We start from the raw sequence: 15849 nt of genomic DNA, 5'->3' as shown, positions 1-15849 counted from the left end.
TGATGATCAAGCTGCCAAAGCTTCGTTTCTGCGCCAGAAACACGGAGTACCCACAAAGAGTTAGGGATTTTTATTTTTTAATCCATTGATAAATAAGGGTTTTATATAAACTCGCAGCGGTACAAGCAGATAATTCCGCGTTCCGGGGTATTAAGGGGTAGATGAACCTGCAAAGTGATGCCCGTCACAGAGGTTTCCGCAGCACGCCGCTGAGAACATCTAAAAGTATGTTGTAACTAATGACGACATAAAAAAAGCGCGGCTTTCACCGCGCAAGGATAATCAACATTTACTGAGTGTTATTGTTTTTTACGCCCGTATATCGCCCAGGTGATCACCACACAGGCGATATAGAACACAAGGAACACTTTCATCGCGCCTGCCGGTGAGCCGGTTAACGCCAGTGAAGTGCCGAATGCTTTAGGAATAAAGAAACCGCCAATCGCGCCAATTGCCGAGATAAAACCCAGCGCCGCGGCTGTCTCGGTGGCGGCTTCACGCATGGCTTCACTTTCTGTGCCGCCACTTTGTTGCACGCGTTCCATGGTTTTTTTCCGGAAAATCACCGAAATCATCTGGAACGTCGAGCCACTGCCCAGCCCGGCGGTCAGGAACAACACGAGGAAGACGCAGAAGAATGCGGTGAAATTGCCCCCGGTGCCGCCGGATGGCAGCGTCAGGAACAGCAAGGCGCTGAAAATCGCCATCAGCACAAAGTTTACCAGCGTTACGCGAGTCCCGCCGAGACGGTCAGAAATCGCGCCGCCTGCGGAGCGAGCCAGCGCGCCCACCAGCGGGCCGAAGAAGGCGAAATGCAGGATCTGCACTTCCGGGAACTGAGTTTTCGACAGCATTGCAAAACCGGCAGAAAAGCCGATAAATGAGCCGAACGTTGCCAGATAGAGGAAGCTCATAATCCACAGGTGCGAACGTTTGAGCACCGGAAGTTGCGCGCTAAGCGAGGCTTTAGAGGTCGCCAGCTCATTCATACCGAACCAGGCTGCCAGGGTAAACACCGCCAGTAACGGTACCCATATCCAGGCGGCGTTTTCGAGGTATAACAACGAACCATCAGGTTGTGCAACACCGGTACCGCCAAAGGCGGCAAAAATGGAGAAAGAGACCGCCAGCGGTGCGATCAACTGCATCACGCTCACACCGAGGTTGCCAAAGCCACCGTTAATACCGAGCGCGCCGCCCTGCTTCTGTTTTGGAAAAAAGAAGCTGATGTTCGCCATGCTGGAAGCAAAGTTCGCACCAGCAAAACCGCACAGCAGCGAGATAATGATAAACGTGCTAAACGGCGTGCTCAGATCCTGCACGGCAAAACCGAGCCACACACATGGAATGATTAAGATCCCGGTACTGAAAGCTGTCCAGCGACGGCCGCCGAACACCGGCACCATGAAGGAGTACGGGACACGTAGCAGTGCGCCGGAAACGGATGGCAACGCTGTCAGCATAAAGAGCTGGTCAGTGGTAAACTGAAAACCCACTTTCGGGAGATTGACGGCGACTGCGCTAAAAAGCATCCAGACGCAGAAAGCCAGAAGAAGACAAGGCACGGAGATCCACAAGTTGCGGCTCGCAATCTTATTGCCCTGCTGTTGCCAGAATGCCGGATCTTCAGGACGCCAGTCGGTAATAACCCGCGCTGACGAACTTTTTTCCGGGATGGTTGAGTGCTGCATATACACCTCTGCTGTTCGGTTTGATGCCTGCCACCTTAGTTTTTATAGCGGTAGTTAAGTTGATATAAATCAAAGGAAAAGCAGCCCATTTCGCGGGTGAAAAATCGCCATGCTCATTTATGAGTACCTTTTACCGACAAAAAAGGTGTGGTTTTTCACGGTTCTGACCTTCCCTACTCAGATTGTTCCCACTCTTGTCAGCTCGCTGGCAATAAAGGGGTAATCCTTTAGAGGTATGGGTATACCCCAGGCGATGGCAGACAATAGCGACATCCGCACCGCACGCGGCCGAGGAGCCTTAATCACCTATGCTAAAACGCCTTTTTTCACCGATCTCGCTAGTTAACCAACTGGCGTTGTTGATGCTGCTGTCGACCGCCATCGGCGTGACGGGCATGGCGATCTCCGGCTGGCTGGTACAAGGCGTTCAGGGCAGCGCACATGCGATCAATAAAGCCGGTTCACTACGTATGCAGAGCTACCGCCTGTTGTCCGCCATTCCGCTGCATGAAGACGAGCAATATTTGCTCGACGAAATGGAGTACACCGCATTCAGCCCGGAACTGGCGCAGGCGGCACAGCGCGACGGCCAGCAAGCGCAGCTCGCGGCATTGCAAAACTACTGGCGCAGCGAAGTCGTACCGGCGATAAAACAGGCACAACAACCATCGCAAGCAGCGGAAATTATTGCGATTTTCGTTGGGCGAATCGACCGGCTGGTTACCTCGTTTGACCGCAGCACCGAACACCGTATTGAACAAGTGGTGGTGATGCACCGGCTCATGGCGATAGTGATGGGTCTGTTATTGCTGTTTGCCGTGGTCTGGCTGCGGGCGCGTCTACTCCGTCCGTGGCAGCAATTACTGAGCATGGCACGTGCGGTCAGCCAGCGTGATTTTACCCAGCGCGCACGCATCAGCGGGCGCAACGAGATGGCGACGCTTGGCGAGGCGTTAAATAACATGTCGGCCGAGCTGGGCGAGAGCTACGCGATACTGGAACGCCGGGTACAGGAGAAAACCGCCGGGCTTGAGCAAAAGAACCAGATCCTGTCGTTTTTATGGCAGGCTAACCACCGGCTGCATTCGCGTATCCCGATGTGCGAGCGCCTGTCACCGGTGTTGAACGGTTTGCAGAATTTAACCCTGCTGCATGATATTGAGCTGCGGGTGTACGATCTGGAAGATGAAGAAAATCATCAGGATTTTACCTGCCAGTCGGATGCGAGCTGCGATGACAAAGGCTGCCATTTATGTCCGCGCAACGGTATTCTCACCGAATCCAGCGGGTTTGGCACCACGCTGAAATGGCGACTGGCGGATGCGCATATGCAGTATGGTTTGCTGCTGGCAACGCTGCCGCCGGGCCGCCATTTAAGCCATGACCAGCAGCAACTGGTCGACACGCTGGTGGAACAACTCACCGCGACGCTGGCACTTGATCGCCATCAGGACAGGCAGCAACAGTTGATGGTCATGGAAGAGCGCGCCACCATCGCCCGCGAATTACACGACTCTATCGCGCAGTCCCTCTCCTGCATGAAGATGCAGGTGAGTTGCCTGCAAATGCAGGGCGACGCGCTGCCGGAAAACAGCCAGCAGTTGCTGGGGCAGATCCGCAACGAGCTGAATACCTCATGGGCGCAGCTGCGCGAGTTGCTGACCACGTTTCGTTTACAATTAACCGAACCAGGGCTGCGCCCGGCGCTGGAGTCCAGTTGCCAGGAGTACAGCGGTCGTTTCGGCTTCCAGGTACGTCTTGATTACCAGCTCCCGCCCCGGCTGGTCCCGGCGCATCAGGCGATTCACCTGTTACAGATAGCCCGCGAGGCGTTGAGCAATGCATTAAAACACTCCGGCGCAACCGCGGTCAGCGTCGCAGTGCAACAGCAGGAAAACCGGGTAATATTGCGCATCACCGACAATGGTTGCGGCATCCCGGTCAATGCTGAAAGGACGAACCATTATGGATTGATAATTATGCGTGACCGCGCGCAAAGCCTGCGCGGCGATTGCCAGGTTCGCCCCGGAGCATCCGGCGGCACCGAGGTCGTCGTGACGTTTATTCCAGAGACGTTTCTCTCATCCATGCAAGGAGATACCCATGAGTAATCAGGATCCGGCCACCATCCTCCTGATCGACGACCATCCAATGCTGCGAACCGGCGTGAAGCAGTTAATCAGCATGGCTCCCGACATCACCGTGGTCGGCGAAGCCAGCAACGGGGAACAAGGCATTGAACTGGCGGAATCGCTGGACCCGGATTTGATTTTGCTGGATCTCAACATGCCAGGCATGAACGGGCTGGAAACGCTGGATAAGCTGCGGGAAAAAACCCTGTCGGGACGCGTTGTTGTCTTTAGCGTCTCCAACCATGAAGAAGACGTGGTGACCGCGTTAAAACGCGGCGCAGATGGCTACCTGCTGAAAGATATGGAGCCGGAAGATCTGCTGAAAGCGCTGCAACAAGCCGCGGCGGGCGAAATGGTGCTCAGCGAAGCGCTCACCCCGGTGCTGGCCGCCAGCCTGCGCGCCAACCGCGCCACCACTGACCGGGATATCACCCAGCTTACGCCACGCGAACGCGATATTCTCAAGCTGATTGCCCAGGGGCTGCCGAACAAAATGATTGCCCGCCGCCTGGACATCACCGAAAGCACGGTTAAAGTTCACGTCAAACACATGCTGAAGAAAATGAAACTGAAATCCCGCGTTGAAGCCGCCGTTTGGGTGCATCAGGAACGTATTTTCTGACAGGTTACGGGTCTGGTAGCGTCCAGCCCGTATTACTGTTTTCCGCTGGAGGGATCACCGGCTCCGTCAGCTTCAGTTCGATAGTGTTCGATTCAACGCGCTGCCCTTTATCGTCTTCCACCAATGCCGACAACGTCCAGCGGTTGGTGGCACCTTCTGCGCTATCCCAGCGCGGCATAATCAGTGTCCAGCCATCGCTGCTGCGCCCATTGGCTGGCGGCGTGAGGCTTAACGCCTGCGTATCGCCCTGCCAGGTTATCGAACGTACACCGTGCGTGCTGTTAATTTGCAGTTTCAGCGCCACCGTCTCACCCGGCTGCAAATCCCACGGCGGCGTGGCGAGAAATACCGATAACGTTTTACGCTGACGATATTCGAAAACCGGTGCATTGTTGCGCGTCGGGCTGTCATAGCGGCTACCCCGTAGCGAACGGCTCTCTGCCACCTCGCTGGCAGAGAGCTGCTTCCACAGAGGTACACCAAAGCGATAATTCACTTTCAGCCCTAAATCGTTCTGACTAACCCCACTCTCCCCCTGCCGGTGTTCGGCGGTCAGCGTCACCAGCGGGACCGGCGTGTAATTCACCCCCAGCTTCACCGCCACCGGGTTGTGATAGCCGGTACCGGTGTCAAACAGATCAACGCTGTTGCCGAAATATTGCTCGACACTGACGCTGGTATTAAGCTGCTGATAAAACGGCAATCGCGCCTGCGCCGTAACATCGTAGCCCCGCGCCATACGCTGTTGCAGCGTGGCGGTCTGGTACTCCCAGCTGTTTACCGGCTGGTAGTAGTTTGCTGAAAAGCGTAAGTACTCGCCCCAGGCCTCAGCGCCCAGCCCGGCGCGACCAAGATTGTCATCAAGCAGATTATCGTAAAAGGTGTTGTAGCCGAGCAGCCAGTCGCCGGCGATCCAGCGCTGACCGACGCCAACATTTCCCACCAGCCCGGCATCCTGCTGCGTCAGTCCAAGCTGGCTCCAGCTGAGATAGCGATTATTATCCTGCAATGGCACAAACCAGTCGCCGTGGCTGCCGGTGAACCCGCCTTCATTATCCACTTTGAAATCCACGCTGGCGCTGCCCCACGGCGAAAGCCAGGACTCCACTTGCTGATTCACTTCATCACTGACGACATCGCGCAGTTGTCCGAAAGCAAACTGCCGCGCCTGCTCGCCGGTGGTCAGGCCGTTATCATTCATACTGGCTTCGCCGAACGCTTTCGCCATCTCTGCGAAATGCTTTTCCTGCGCACCATTTTCCGCGGCCATGCCAAGATCCGGCAAACCATCGCCGTCATTATCAAAGGGGTTTTCTGCTTGCTGTACGAAGCTATTCTGCCGGGCACTGGCGACGCCGCTTATCAGTGACAGCATCAGAAGTGTAAGGAGAGGATAATTCATACCGTCAAGTTTAACGGTTTTGCCAGGGCTTTACAGCCGCAGACAAAATACCAGGAAAAACCTTATCCCTGCGCTTCGCTGCAGCTACAGTTAATGCACCCCTTACCGGAGAGCTGACATGAACACTAAGCATAAAATTTTGTGTAGTGCGATCCTGTTTTATGCCGCGCAGGCCGGCGCCAGCGAGCTGTTTACCCTGCAATCTTCCGCATTTGCCGATAACGCCTTAATGGAGAAAAAATTCGCCGGTAACGCCAGCAATAATCCGAACTGTACCGGCGAAAATTATTCGCCGTCGCTGGTGTGGAACAACCCACCTGCCAATACGCAGAGTTACGCGCTGGTGGTGCACGATCCCGAAGGCGCGACCGGGCTGGGCGTAACGCACCTTGTGGCTTATAACATCGCCCCGTCCAGCACGGGCTTTGCGCAAAACGATCTGCGTGATGGCAAAGGCTATACGGGCGGCAAGAACACACCGGGGAATCTGCGCTGGCATGGCCCGTGCCCGCCTCCGGGCAGCGGCGCGCATCATTACACCTTTACCCTGATCGCCACGTCGCTTAAACCAACGCTGCCCGAAGGGCTGACGCGCGAAGAGTTATTCGCAAAACTGAAAGGTCACACGCTTGCCGCCACCGGGCTTATCGGTCGCTTTGGTCAGTAATTGTTGTGACTGCCTTTCGCCCGTTGCGCCGGCGCAGTAGCATAAGCGCCACGAATCCTGTTTATCGAAGGAGTGAAGATGCAAAAAATCGTGATTATCGCTAATGGTGCGGCGTACGGCAGTGAGTCGCTGTTCAATAGCTTACGGCTGGCCATCGCGCTGCGTGAGCAGAGTAGCGACACTGAACTGCGGCTGTTTTTGATGTCCGACGCAGTAACCGCCGGGTTGCGCGGACAAAAACCCGCTGAGGGCTACAACATCCAGCAGATGCTGGAAATTCTGACGGCGCAAAATGTACCGGTGAAACTGTGTAAAACCTGCACCGACGGGCGCGGCATCACCGCGTTGCCGCTGATTGACGGCGTGGAGATCGGCACGCTGGTGGAGCTGGCGCAGTGGACGCTGGCGGCCGACAAAGTATTAACGTTTTAATATTGCGGCGAGTTTAATATTTTTTTCTTATGGGTGGCGTTACGTCATCAAGTTTGCCTGCTGTGTTGCCGATAGCCCTTTAAGACAACACAGCAGGTACTATAACTATGTTCAGATCGATTAAGTCCCGTATTATTGCAGCAACGGCGGGGTGTCTCGCCGGCGCTTTGCTGCTTAACACCATCATTAACTATCAGGTAACTAGCCAGCATAGCCAACAAACCCAGCAGGATATTCTCTCCAGCACCAGCGCCAGTCACAGTATTGCGATTGCCGACTGGGTCGCCAGCAAAATGAACATGATTGCCTCTTTGCAAAGCGTGGCGTTAACCGACGATCCCGTGCCGGTTTTCACGCAGATCGCGCGCGCCGGTGGGTTTATCAACGTTTATGTCGGTTACGCCACGAAAACGGCGAAATTCTCCGATCCGGGCGGCGTCCCGGCGGATTACGACCCGACAATCCGTCCGTGGTATCAGCAAGTGGTAAAAGCCGACGCGCCTGTCGTCACTGCACCTTATGTTGACGCCAGCACCGGTGCGCTGGTAGTAACCTTCGCCGTCCCGGTCAAAGAGAACGGTACGTTAAAAGCCGTGGTCGCAGGCGACGTCTCGATGGATAGCGTCGTGGCTAACGTGCGCGGTATCAGCCCAACACCGAACAGCACCGGCATGTTGCTGGCAAGCGATGGTTCTGTAATTGCCGCCGCCAACGACAAACTGACCATGAAGCCCTTCAGTGAGGCGATTGGCGGGGTCAGCTTCGAACAGTTACGGGCTGGAAAACGGGTGGAAGGTGTGTATGCCGGCGAAGATAAAGCACTGCTGGCAAGCCCGGTCAAAGGCACCAACTGGCTGCTGGCGGTGGCGCTTGATAGCGCTGATTCTACCGCCGGGTTGCGCGCGCAACTGAAAGCCTCTGCGCTGTCGCTGATTGTGCTGGTGCTGATTGCCGGTACATTGATGCACTGGATTGTCGCCACCCTGCTTAAACGCCTCTTGACGGTGCGCGATGCCATGAACGCGATCAGCAGCGGCACCAACGATCTCTCGCAGCGCTTACCGGTGGATGGTCATGACGAGGTGTCACAAATAGCGCATGCCTTTAACGCCTTCAGCGACAAACTTTCAGTGGTAATGATTAAACTGCGCGATTCCAGCAATTCGGTACAAGTGGCCGCGCAACAGATTGCCGCCGGCAACCAGGATCTCTCCGGGCGAACCGAACAAGCGGCCTCCAGCCTGCGCGAAACGGCCAGTGCGGTCGAGCAAATCACCGCATCGGTGGCGCAGTCTACCGACGCCGCAGCACAGGCCAACGATCAGGCGCATGTGGCTTCGCAAGCGGCGTCGCGCGGCGGTCAGGTAGTAACGCAAGCGATCAATACGATGCAGTCGATTGAAGTGGCTTCGGCAAAAATCGGCGATATCACCAGCGTGATTGACGGCATTGCTTTCCAGACCAATATCCTGGCGCTCAACGCCTCGGTTGAAGCTGCCCGTGCGGGTGAACAGGGTCGCGGTTTCGCGGTGGTTGCCGGTGAAGTGCGTAATCTGGCAAGCCGCAGTGCACAAGCGGCGAAAGAGATCAAAACGCTGATCGACTCCACCACCGAAAGCGTGGCGACCGGTTCGCGCTTTGTCCGCCTCGCGGGCGACAGCATGACGGATATTGTCGCCAGCATCGACAGTGTGTCGGTGATCATGCGTGAAATTTCCGTCGCCACCAGCGAGCAGATGAAAGGCATTCAGGAAATTAACCATGCGGTGCTAGATCTTGACCGTATGGTGCAGCAAAACGCGGAACTGGTGGTTGAATCGACCGCCGCCGCAGGCGCGCTGCGCTCGCAGGCGACGGAGCTTGCTGAAACTGCCGGTCATTTCCGCATTTAATTTTTTATCGGCGCGTTTTAACCACGGTTTTACGCGCCGTCTTCTTCCCCTGCCGAATAATGTAATTTTTGTTTAATCGTTACGTCATTATTTGATCAAAATCAGCATTCGAACCCCCTCCGTTTGGTGTTATGCACTGAGTGAATTGTGAACAAAGTCACGCACGGGGATCCTTCCCGCACGGATCGCGTTGTTAAAAAACTACGGGGTTAAAAATGGCGGTGGTAAAAGCAAGTCTGAAGTTGTTTGGTGGGGATACAGTAGTTGTTCGTTGTTCCGAAAGTTGTCACATTCATTTGATGAGCGAGAAGAGCCGAACGCCGAACGCTCAAACGGATATTCTGAGTGTACAGAATCGCGCAAGTGCCTATCTGGCTGTGCCATACAGCGGCGTCTGGAGTGTGCTGATCGACAGCCACAGCCAGTCGCTGGAGCACTCGATCAGCTACGTCGCCGCTTAACGGTTACGGTTAGCAGGCAAAACCAGGCTGCATCTCCGGGCCTGGTTTTTCTCCCTCCAGCAGCAAACGCACTTTCCCCACCAGATCGTTCAGGCAATCATCCCGCATACCGAGCTTCATCAGCTCCTGTTCCAGTGAAAAAAGATACTGCGCATTCGTACCGAGCGGGCCGCTGGCGGCGGCAATCAACGGGGCGATGGTCTGCGCACGCGTATCGGATTCATACAGCGGATGGCGCGGATCCATAATAAACACCAGCGCATTTACCGTGCGGCCATCATCAAGCGCCAGTTTGCACCAGCTTGGCATGTAACAGCCGGTGATCATTTCGCGTTTCCACAGCAGCGTCAGCTCATCAAGCAAGGTGTCGTCGGATAAACGGTACGCCACGCCCGTGGTACGCCCGCCCTCTTTAAGCGCCAGCATGCGTCCAGGCTGGCAGGCGGTGCCGCGACCAGCGGTTAAGCGCAGACAAAACGCACGGTGCCACCCCGTCAGCGTACCGGTGCAGGATTCGTCAAACTCCAGCGCCGGGTTCCACATCAGCGAACCATAACCAAAAATCCACACCGGGCCATCATCCGGCCGACATGCCAGCGTCGCCGCAAGCGATGCCGCGCGCTGTTCCGCCGACCAAAGTAACGACTCGTCAATATCGCCGAATGCCGTTTTGCAATCTGCTGTTCGCAAAAAATCACGCGTTAACATCTTCTACCTCCGCCACTGCCTGCTTCCGTGCGACTGCTCAACTGCTGCCTTCCCGGCATATGCTGCTTTAAGCGCAGCTTACTACGACCTTATGCAATTCACAGGCCGCTGGCAATAGCGTCAATCCATCGAATAGAGCTATAAATGGCGAAAAGTAATTATTTCAGTGCGTTACTTCTTTTTATGCCATTTGTCATCGTCGCCTTTCTGGTAATCGTTTTTTACCGCCGCCCAGGCCACGCGGTGCGCCGTCTCCTCGCGGCTGGCATCCCCTTTGCGATCGTCTTTGTCCTTATATTGCTCCCAGGCGCTGTTAAACGCCTCTTTATAAATTTCCTGCGCATGCGCCGGCAGGACATGTTGCACGCTCTCTGGCAGATCGGACTTCGCTTTATACGGCATTTCACGCTCCTTTTGGCTTAAAGAAGTAAGCCTGGACGACAAATAGCGGGCACGCCAGAAAAAGTAACAGTTTGCCAGATTGTCACACCTATCTCACTGTAAGATAAATAGAAATTAAATGAGAGCGCGCATTTTATTTAGTTGATAACAAAACGAAGCTCTGAGGGTAAAACTACGTAAAAAAGCCCAGCAAAACAGTGATTTTTGTTATTTTATGACCCGTTCTTTTTCTATCTATAATTCGCAAACACCTGCACTGTGATGGAGCATCATAATGACAACAACGCACGAGGCGGTGAAAACCCGCCACAAGGAAACATCCCTTATTTTCCCGGTGCTGGCGCTGGCAGTGCTGCTTTTCTGGGGAGGTTCGCAGTCACTACCAGCGGTTATCGGCATTAATTTGTTAGCACTGGTTGGTATCTTATCCAGCGCGTTTAGCGTGGTACGCCATGCCGACGTGCTTGCCCACCGGCTTGGCGAGCCCTATGGTTCACTGATCCTCAGCCTGTCGGTGGTTATCCTCGAAGTCAGCCTGATTTCCGCATTGATGGCCACCGGCGACGCCGCGCCAACGCTTATGCGTGACACACTCTATTCCATCATCATGATTGTCACCGGCGGTCTGGTGGGCTTTTCGCTGCTGCTGGGCGGGCGTAAGTTCGCCACGCAATATATGAATCTGTTTGGCATTAAACAGTATCTGATAGCGCTGTTTCCGCTGGCGATTATCGTGCTGGTGTTTCCGATGGCACTGCCGCAGGCCAATTTTACAATTGGTCAGTCGCTGCTGGTGGCGTTGATCTCAGCGGCCATGTACGGCGTATTTTTGCTTATCCAGACCAAAACGCACCAGAGCTTGTTCGTCTATGAACATGAAGACGAAGGCGATGATGACGATCCGCACCACGGCAAACCTTCCGCGCACGGAAATCTGTGGCACACGCTGTGGCTGATTATCCATCTGGTTGCGGTCATTGCCGTGACGAAAATGAATGCGACGCCGCTGGAAGCGCTGCTGACAGAAATGAATGCGCCGGTGGCATTTACCGGTTTCCTGGTGGCGCTGTTGATCCTCTCGCCGGAAGGATTAGGGGCGTTAAAAGCGGTGCTGAATAATCAGGTACAGCGCGCAATGAACCTGTTCTTTGGCTCGGTACTGGCAACGATTTCCCTCACCGTCCCGGTTGTGACGCTGATTGCGTGGCTAACCGGTAATGACCTGGTGTTCGGCCTGGGCGCGCCGGAAATGATTGTCATGGTCGCTTCGCTACTGCTGTGCCAAATCTCGTTCTCTACCGGGCGAACCAACGTGCTTAATGGCGCGGCGCACCTGGCGCTGTTCGCAGCCTATCTGATGACAATATTTGCCTGACAGGCAGAAACAAAAAACCCCGCACTCGCGGGGTTTTTTATGCTTACTCGGTATCGAGTTCGTCGAAGCTTTTCACCAGATCGTCAATCGCTTTGATCTGTTTTAAGAACGGCTCCAGTTTATCCAGCGGCAGCGCGGACGGGCCGTCGCATTTTGCGTTATCCGGATCCGGGTGCGCTTCAATAAACAGCCCTGCCAGACCGGTTGCCATCCCGGCACGCGCCAGTTCAGTAACCTGAGCACGACGACCGCCAGACGCCGCGCCGAACGGGTCGCGGCACTGCAACGCGTGGGTGACATCGAAAATCACCGGCGAGTTGTTGGAGACTTTCTTCATTACGCCGAAGCCCAGCATGTCGACCACCAGGTTGTCATAGCCGAAGTTCGCGCCGCGATCGCAGAGGATCACTTTATCGTTGCCGCCTTCGTGGAATTTATCCACGATATTGCCCATCTGGCCCGGGCTGACAAACTGCGGTTTTTTCACGTTGATGACCGCGCCCGTTTTCGCCATCGCTTCAACCAGATCGGTCTGACGCGCCAGAAACGCAGGCAACTGGATCACATCCACCACATCAGCCACCGGCTGCGCCTGCGACGCTTCATGCACGTCGGTGATCACTTTCACGCCAAAGGTCTGTTTCAGTTCCTGGAAGATTTTCATCCCCTCTTCCAGACCCGGTCCACGGTAGGACTTGATGGAAGAACGGTTGGCTTTATCAAAAGAGGCTTTGAACACGTACGGGATACCCAGTTTCTGGGTCACGGTGACGTAGTGTTCGCAAATGCGCATTGCCAAATCGCGGGATTCCAGCACGTTCATACCACCAAACAGTACAAACGGCAGGTCGTTCGCGACGTTAATGTCGCCAATGCTGACCACTTTTTGTTTCATAAAATCGCCTTATCGAGTGTGAATCGGAACAAATCTTTAATGCAGGGTAATCTGCTTGTGCGCAATCGAATTGATTTGCGCGCGGATCATTTCACTTATCGGATCCTCAGGACACTGCTCTACAAAGTAGTTCAAATCATTCAGCGCCACATGGTCACAATCCAGCTGCGCATAAATCAGACCGCGATCGCGGATCTCATACGGATCTTCGGGATTGAACTGCAACAGCGCTTCACTGGCGCGCAACGCCAGTTCCATCTGCTGCTCTTCCATCAGCGCCGACTTCAGTGTATCCAGTAATTTGCGGATCACTTCGGCGTTGTCGGCCTCATCGAGATCTTCGTTAAACAGCTCGGCCACCGGGCTGATATTGCCTTTCAGCCACACTTCCAGCGTGTGTTCATCCAGCGTGTCTCCGTTAAACGGGTTGATCAGCCACATTTCACCATCCAGCCATTCGGCACGCAGGATGAGCTGAGTCGGGAAAATCACCGGCGTCAGGGGAATATCCAGCTGACCGGCGACCCACAGTAAAATCGCGCCCAGCGATACCGCGCTACCCTGACGGTTTTGCAGCACTTTATCCAGCCACAGCGCGTCAGATAAACGGTACACGCCGCGCGTATCTTTAAAACCCCATTCGCCGTAAAACAGCTCAACGAGTTTTTCCAGTTGCCAGTCCTGAGGCTTTGCCTGACCTATCTCCTCACGTGCCAGACTGAGCAACCGCTCCAGTTCGTCTTGCACATATTGCGAAGGAAAGTCATCGCGAATCAGCTCGGAAACAAGGATCATCCCGTCGCATAACGGCGCTTTGTTAAATTCGAAATCAGCTAACGATCTCATGTCTTACCCCAGTATCGGTACTTTTGTGGCGGCGAGTTTAATGATGATGTACAGCACCACCAGCCCCAGCAAGAAAGCGATAAAACCTGTTTGCTGGCTGCGCGGGCGATGTCGCCCCAGCGCAATAAAACCCAAAACGATGTAGATGATAACGCCAAACAGCTTTTCAGTCAGCCATGCGCCTTTAACCGTAAATGGCAAATAGCCTGTCACCCACATCAAACCCGCGCCGCTCAGCAGCAGCACGGTATCCACCGTGTGCGGCACCACCCGCACCCAGCGGGCGTTAATACGCGGATCGCCCGACCAACGCCACCAGTAGCGTAAAACAAACAGGCTAACGGTGAGCGCCACAGAGGTCAAATGCAATGTAATCAGCAGCTTAAAAGCATTCATTGCCCATTACTCCTGTAAAGGCCATTGCCCCAGCGTCAGGCGTTCGTTATCACCGTAATCCCGGCACGTTGCCACGTGCTGCCAGCCATAATGTTTGAAGATAGCGCGAACATCTGCGCCCTGTTGCCAGCCATGTTCCAGCAGCAGCCAGCCGCCGGGCAACACATGCTGGCGGGCAGCATCAATGATGGTGTGTAAATCCGCCAGTCCGTTGTTGGCCGCCACCAGCGCACTGAGCGGTTCAAAACGCACATCGCCCTGCGCAAGATGCGGATCATGCTCATCAATGTAAGGCGGATTGCTGACAATCATGGCAAATTGCTGCCCTTCAAGCGCGCTGAACCAGCGGCTTTGCAGGATTTCAATATTGGTGATGTTCAGATGTGCGGCGTTACGTTGTGCCAGCGCCACCGCATCCGGGATCAGATCGACCGCTGTGACATTGCAGTCCGGGCGCTCGCTCGCCAGCGCCAGCGCGATGGCGCCAGTGCCGGTGCCTAAATCGAGAATGCGACACGGTGAGGAAGGAAGGCGCGCCAGCGCCTGCTCTACCAGGCACTCGGTGTCGGGGCGCGGAATAAGGGTTGCAGGCGAGACAAACAGCGGCAGTGACCAGAACTCCCGTACGCCAATCAGATGCGCCACCGGCTCGCCATTCACACGACGAGCCAGTAACGTCGCCAGCTGTTGCTGCTGTCCGCCGTCAAGCAAGGTTTCACCAAACGCGAGAATGAACGTACGCGATTTGCCAGTGACAAAGCCCAATAAGATCTCCGCATCGCGGCGCGGGCTTTCGCTCGCTGCCAGCTCACTTATCGCCTGGCGCAACCACTGTTGATAATCCATTAGTCCTGCTCGGAGAGCGCCGCCAGCTGGTCGGCCTGGTATTCCTGCACAATCGGTTCTATCAGCATATCCAGCTTGCCTTCCATCACTTCGTCAAGGCGGTACAGCGTGACGTTGATACGGTGATCGGTCACACGACCCTGCGGGAAGTTATAGGTGCGGTTACGGTCGCTGCGATCGCCACTGCCCAGCAGGTTACGCCGTGTTGAGGCTTCTGCCTGCTGGCGTTTCGCGGCTTCTGCGGCGTGGATGCGCGCGCCGAGCACTGACAAGGCTTTCGCTTTGTTTTTATGCTGCGAGCGTTCATCCTGGCACTCGACCACAATCCCGGTCGGCAGGTGGGTAATACGGATTGCGGAATCGGTGGTGTTAACGTGCTGACCGCCCGCGCCGGAAGAGCGGAAGGTATCAATACGCAGATCGGCCGGGTTGATATCCGGCATTTCGGCTTCCGGCAGCTCCGGCATCACGGCCACGGTGCAGGCAGACGTGTGAATTCGGCCCTGCGATTCCGTCGCCGGAACGCGCTGGACGCGATGGCCGCCGGATTCAAATTTCAGACGTCCGTAAACGCCCTCGCCGCTAATTTTGGCGATCACTTCTTTAAAACCGCCGTGCTCACCTTCGTTGGCGCTCATGATCTCGACGCGCCAGCGGCGGGATTCGGCATAACGGCTGTACATACGGAACAAATCGCCGGCAAACAGCGCAGCTTCGTCGCCCCCGGTTCCGGCGCGAACTTCGACAAACGCGTTACGTTCATCATCAGGATCTTTTGGTAGCAGCAACAGCTGCAATTGCTGCTCAAGTTGCTCGCCTTTTTCTTTCGCGTCGCGCAGTTCATCCTGCGCCAGGTCGCGCATTTCCGGGTCGTCGAGCATCATCTGCGCGGTTTCGATATCTTCCTGAACCTGTTGCCAGTCAGTAAAACAGCGCGACACATCGCTCAGTTGTGCGTATTCGCGCGACAGCGCACGGAATTTATCCTGGTCGGCGATGGTTTGGGCGTCACCGAGCAGCGCCTGAACTTCTTCATGGCGCTCATGCAGGGCTTCCAGTTTGGCAACGATAGAAGGCTTCAT

16 protein-coding genes are annotated in these 15849 nt (G+C 55.3%); 7 read left to right on the top strand and 9 right to left on the bottom strand.

Annotation, left to right across the window (positions count from 1 at the left end; genetic code table 11):
* Positions 1–299 precede the first annotated feature (299 nt).
* A complete protein-coding gene (locus tag DFO56_RS04000; RefSeq protein ID WP_016495823.1) occupies positions 300–1691 on the bottom strand; it encodes a NarK family nitrate/nitrite MFS transporter in 1392 nt (463 codons plus the stop codon).
* Between the two features lie 308 nt (positions 1692–1999).
* Between DFO56_RS04000 and narX the strand changes: the two genes are divergently transcribed.
* Positions 2000–3802 (top strand): nitrate/nitrite two-component system sensor histidine kinase NarX, encoded by a 1803-nt coding sequence (gene narX, locus DFO56_RS03995; RefSeq protein ID WP_016495821.1) that lies wholly within the window; start codon positions 2000–2002, stop codon positions 3800–3802.
* Positions 3795–4445 carry a two-component system response regulator NarL gene (gene narL / locus DFO56_RS03990; RefSeq protein ID WP_016495820.1) on the top strand — a complete coding sequence of 217 codons (651 nt, stop codon included), beginning with the start codon at positions 3795–3797 and terminating at the stop codon, positions 4443–4445. Before narX ends, narL begins: the two co-directional genes overlap by 8 nt.
* Before the next feature lie 4 nt (positions 4446–4449).
* Here narL and DFO56_RS03985 read toward each other — a convergent pair whose 3' ends face one another.
* On the bottom strand, positions 4450–5820 hold the full coding sequence (locus tag DFO56_RS03985; RefSeq protein ID WP_016495819.1) for a YchO/YchP family invasin: 1371 nt from the start codon (positions 5818–5820) through the stop codon (positions 4450–4452).
* Between the two features lie 145 nt (positions 5821–5965).
* Between DFO56_RS03985 and DFO56_RS03980 the strand changes: the two genes are divergently transcribed.
* The 4 genes from DFO56_RS03980 to DFO56_RS03965 all read left to right on the top strand — a co-directional run bounded on the left by DFO56_RS03980 (position 5966) and on the right by DFO56_RS03965 (position 9299).
* Complete coding sequence (locus tag DFO56_RS03980; RefSeq protein WP_016495818.1) at positions 5966–6514, top strand: YbhB/YbcL family Raf kinase inhibitor-like protein; 549 nt, start codon at positions 5966–5968, stop codon at positions 6512–6514.
* 78 nt (positions 6515–6592) lie between these two features.
* Entirely contained in the window at positions 6593–6946 is a 354-nt protein-coding gene (locus tag DFO56_RS03975; protein ID WP_016495817.1) for a DsrE/DsrF/TusD sulfur relay family protein, read from the top strand.
* A 107-nt stretch (positions 6947–7053) separates the two neighbouring features.
* A complete protein-coding gene (locus tag DFO56_RS03970; RefSeq protein WP_045513506.1) occupies positions 7054–8838 on the top strand; it encodes a methyl-accepting chemotaxis protein in 1785 nt (594 codons plus the stop codon).
* 215 nt (positions 8839–9053) lie between these two features.
* Entirely contained in the window at positions 9054–9299 is a 246-nt protein-coding gene (locus DFO56_RS03965; RefSeq protein WP_016495815.1) for a DUF1883 domain-containing protein, read from the top strand.
* Positions 9300–9308: 9 nt separating this feature from the next.
* On the opposite strand, the gene DFO56_RS03960 is transcribed toward DFO56_RS03965, so the two are convergent.
* Entirely contained in the window at positions 9309–10007 is a 699-nt protein-coding gene (locus DFO56_RS03960; protein WP_045513508.1) for a gamma-glutamylcyclotransferase, read from the bottom strand.
* 171 nt (positions 10008–10178) lie between these two features.
* Positions 10179–10409, bottom strand: coding sequence for a putative cation transport regulator ChaB (gene chaB / locus DFO56_RS03955; RefSeq protein WP_016495813.1), 231 nt, complete (start codon positions 10407–10409; stop codon positions 10179–10181).
* A gap of 274 nt (positions 10410–10683) precedes the next feature.
* On the opposite strand from chaB, the gene chaA reads away from it, so the two are divergent.
* Entirely contained in the window at positions 10684–11784 is a 1101-nt protein-coding gene (gene chaA / locus DFO56_RS03950) for a sodium-potassium/proton antiporter ChaA (RefSeq protein ID WP_016495812.1), read from the top strand.
* Between the two features lie 43 nt (positions 11785–11827).
* Here the strand turns inward: chaA and kdsA are convergent, their stop codons facing one another.
* The 5 genes from kdsA to prfA are packed head-to-tail and all read right to left on the bottom strand — an operon-like array spanning position 11828 to position 15849.
* A complete protein-coding gene (gene kdsA, locus DFO56_RS03945) occupies positions 11828–12679 on the bottom strand; it encodes a 3-deoxy-8-phosphooctulonate synthase (RefSeq protein WP_016495811.1) in 852 nt (283 codons plus the stop codon).
* Positions 12680–12715: 36 nt separating this feature from the next.
* Positions 12716–13525: an invasion regulator SirB1 gene (gene sirB1, locus DFO56_RS03940; protein ID WP_016495810.1), complete on the bottom strand. Its 810-nt coding sequence runs from the start codon at positions 13523–13525 to the stop codon at positions 12716–12718.
* 3 nt (positions 13526–13528) lie between these two features.
* Positions 13529–13921 carry an invasion regulator SirB2 gene (sirB2, locus tag DFO56_RS03935; protein WP_016495809.1) on the bottom strand — a complete coding sequence of 131 codons (393 nt, stop codon included), beginning with the start codon at positions 13919–13921 and terminating at the stop codon, positions 13529–13531.
* Between the two features lie 6 nt (positions 13922–13927).
* The gene (gene prmC, locus DFO56_RS03930; RefSeq protein WP_045513511.1) at positions 13928–14767 is read right to left on the bottom strand and encodes a peptide chain release factor N(5)-glutamine methyltransferase; all 840 of its coding nucleotides are present in this window, start codon (positions 14765–14767) and stop codon (positions 13928–13930) included.
* Complete coding sequence (gene prfA / locus DFO56_RS03925) at positions 14767–15849, bottom strand: peptide chain release factor 1 (RefSeq protein WP_016495807.1); 1083 nt, start codon at positions 15847–15849, stop codon at positions 14767–14769. Before prfA ends, prmC begins: the two co-directional genes overlap by 1 nt.

It is taken from the genome of Kosakonia sp. AG348, from assembly GCF_003337365.1.
In the GTDB taxonomy this organism is placed as follows: Bacteria; Pseudomonadota; Gammaproteobacteria; order Enterobacterales; family Enterobacteriaceae; genus Kosakonia.
Note: the sequence above shows the minus strand (reverse complement) of the source record. Positions and strands in the feature narration are given on the sequence as shown.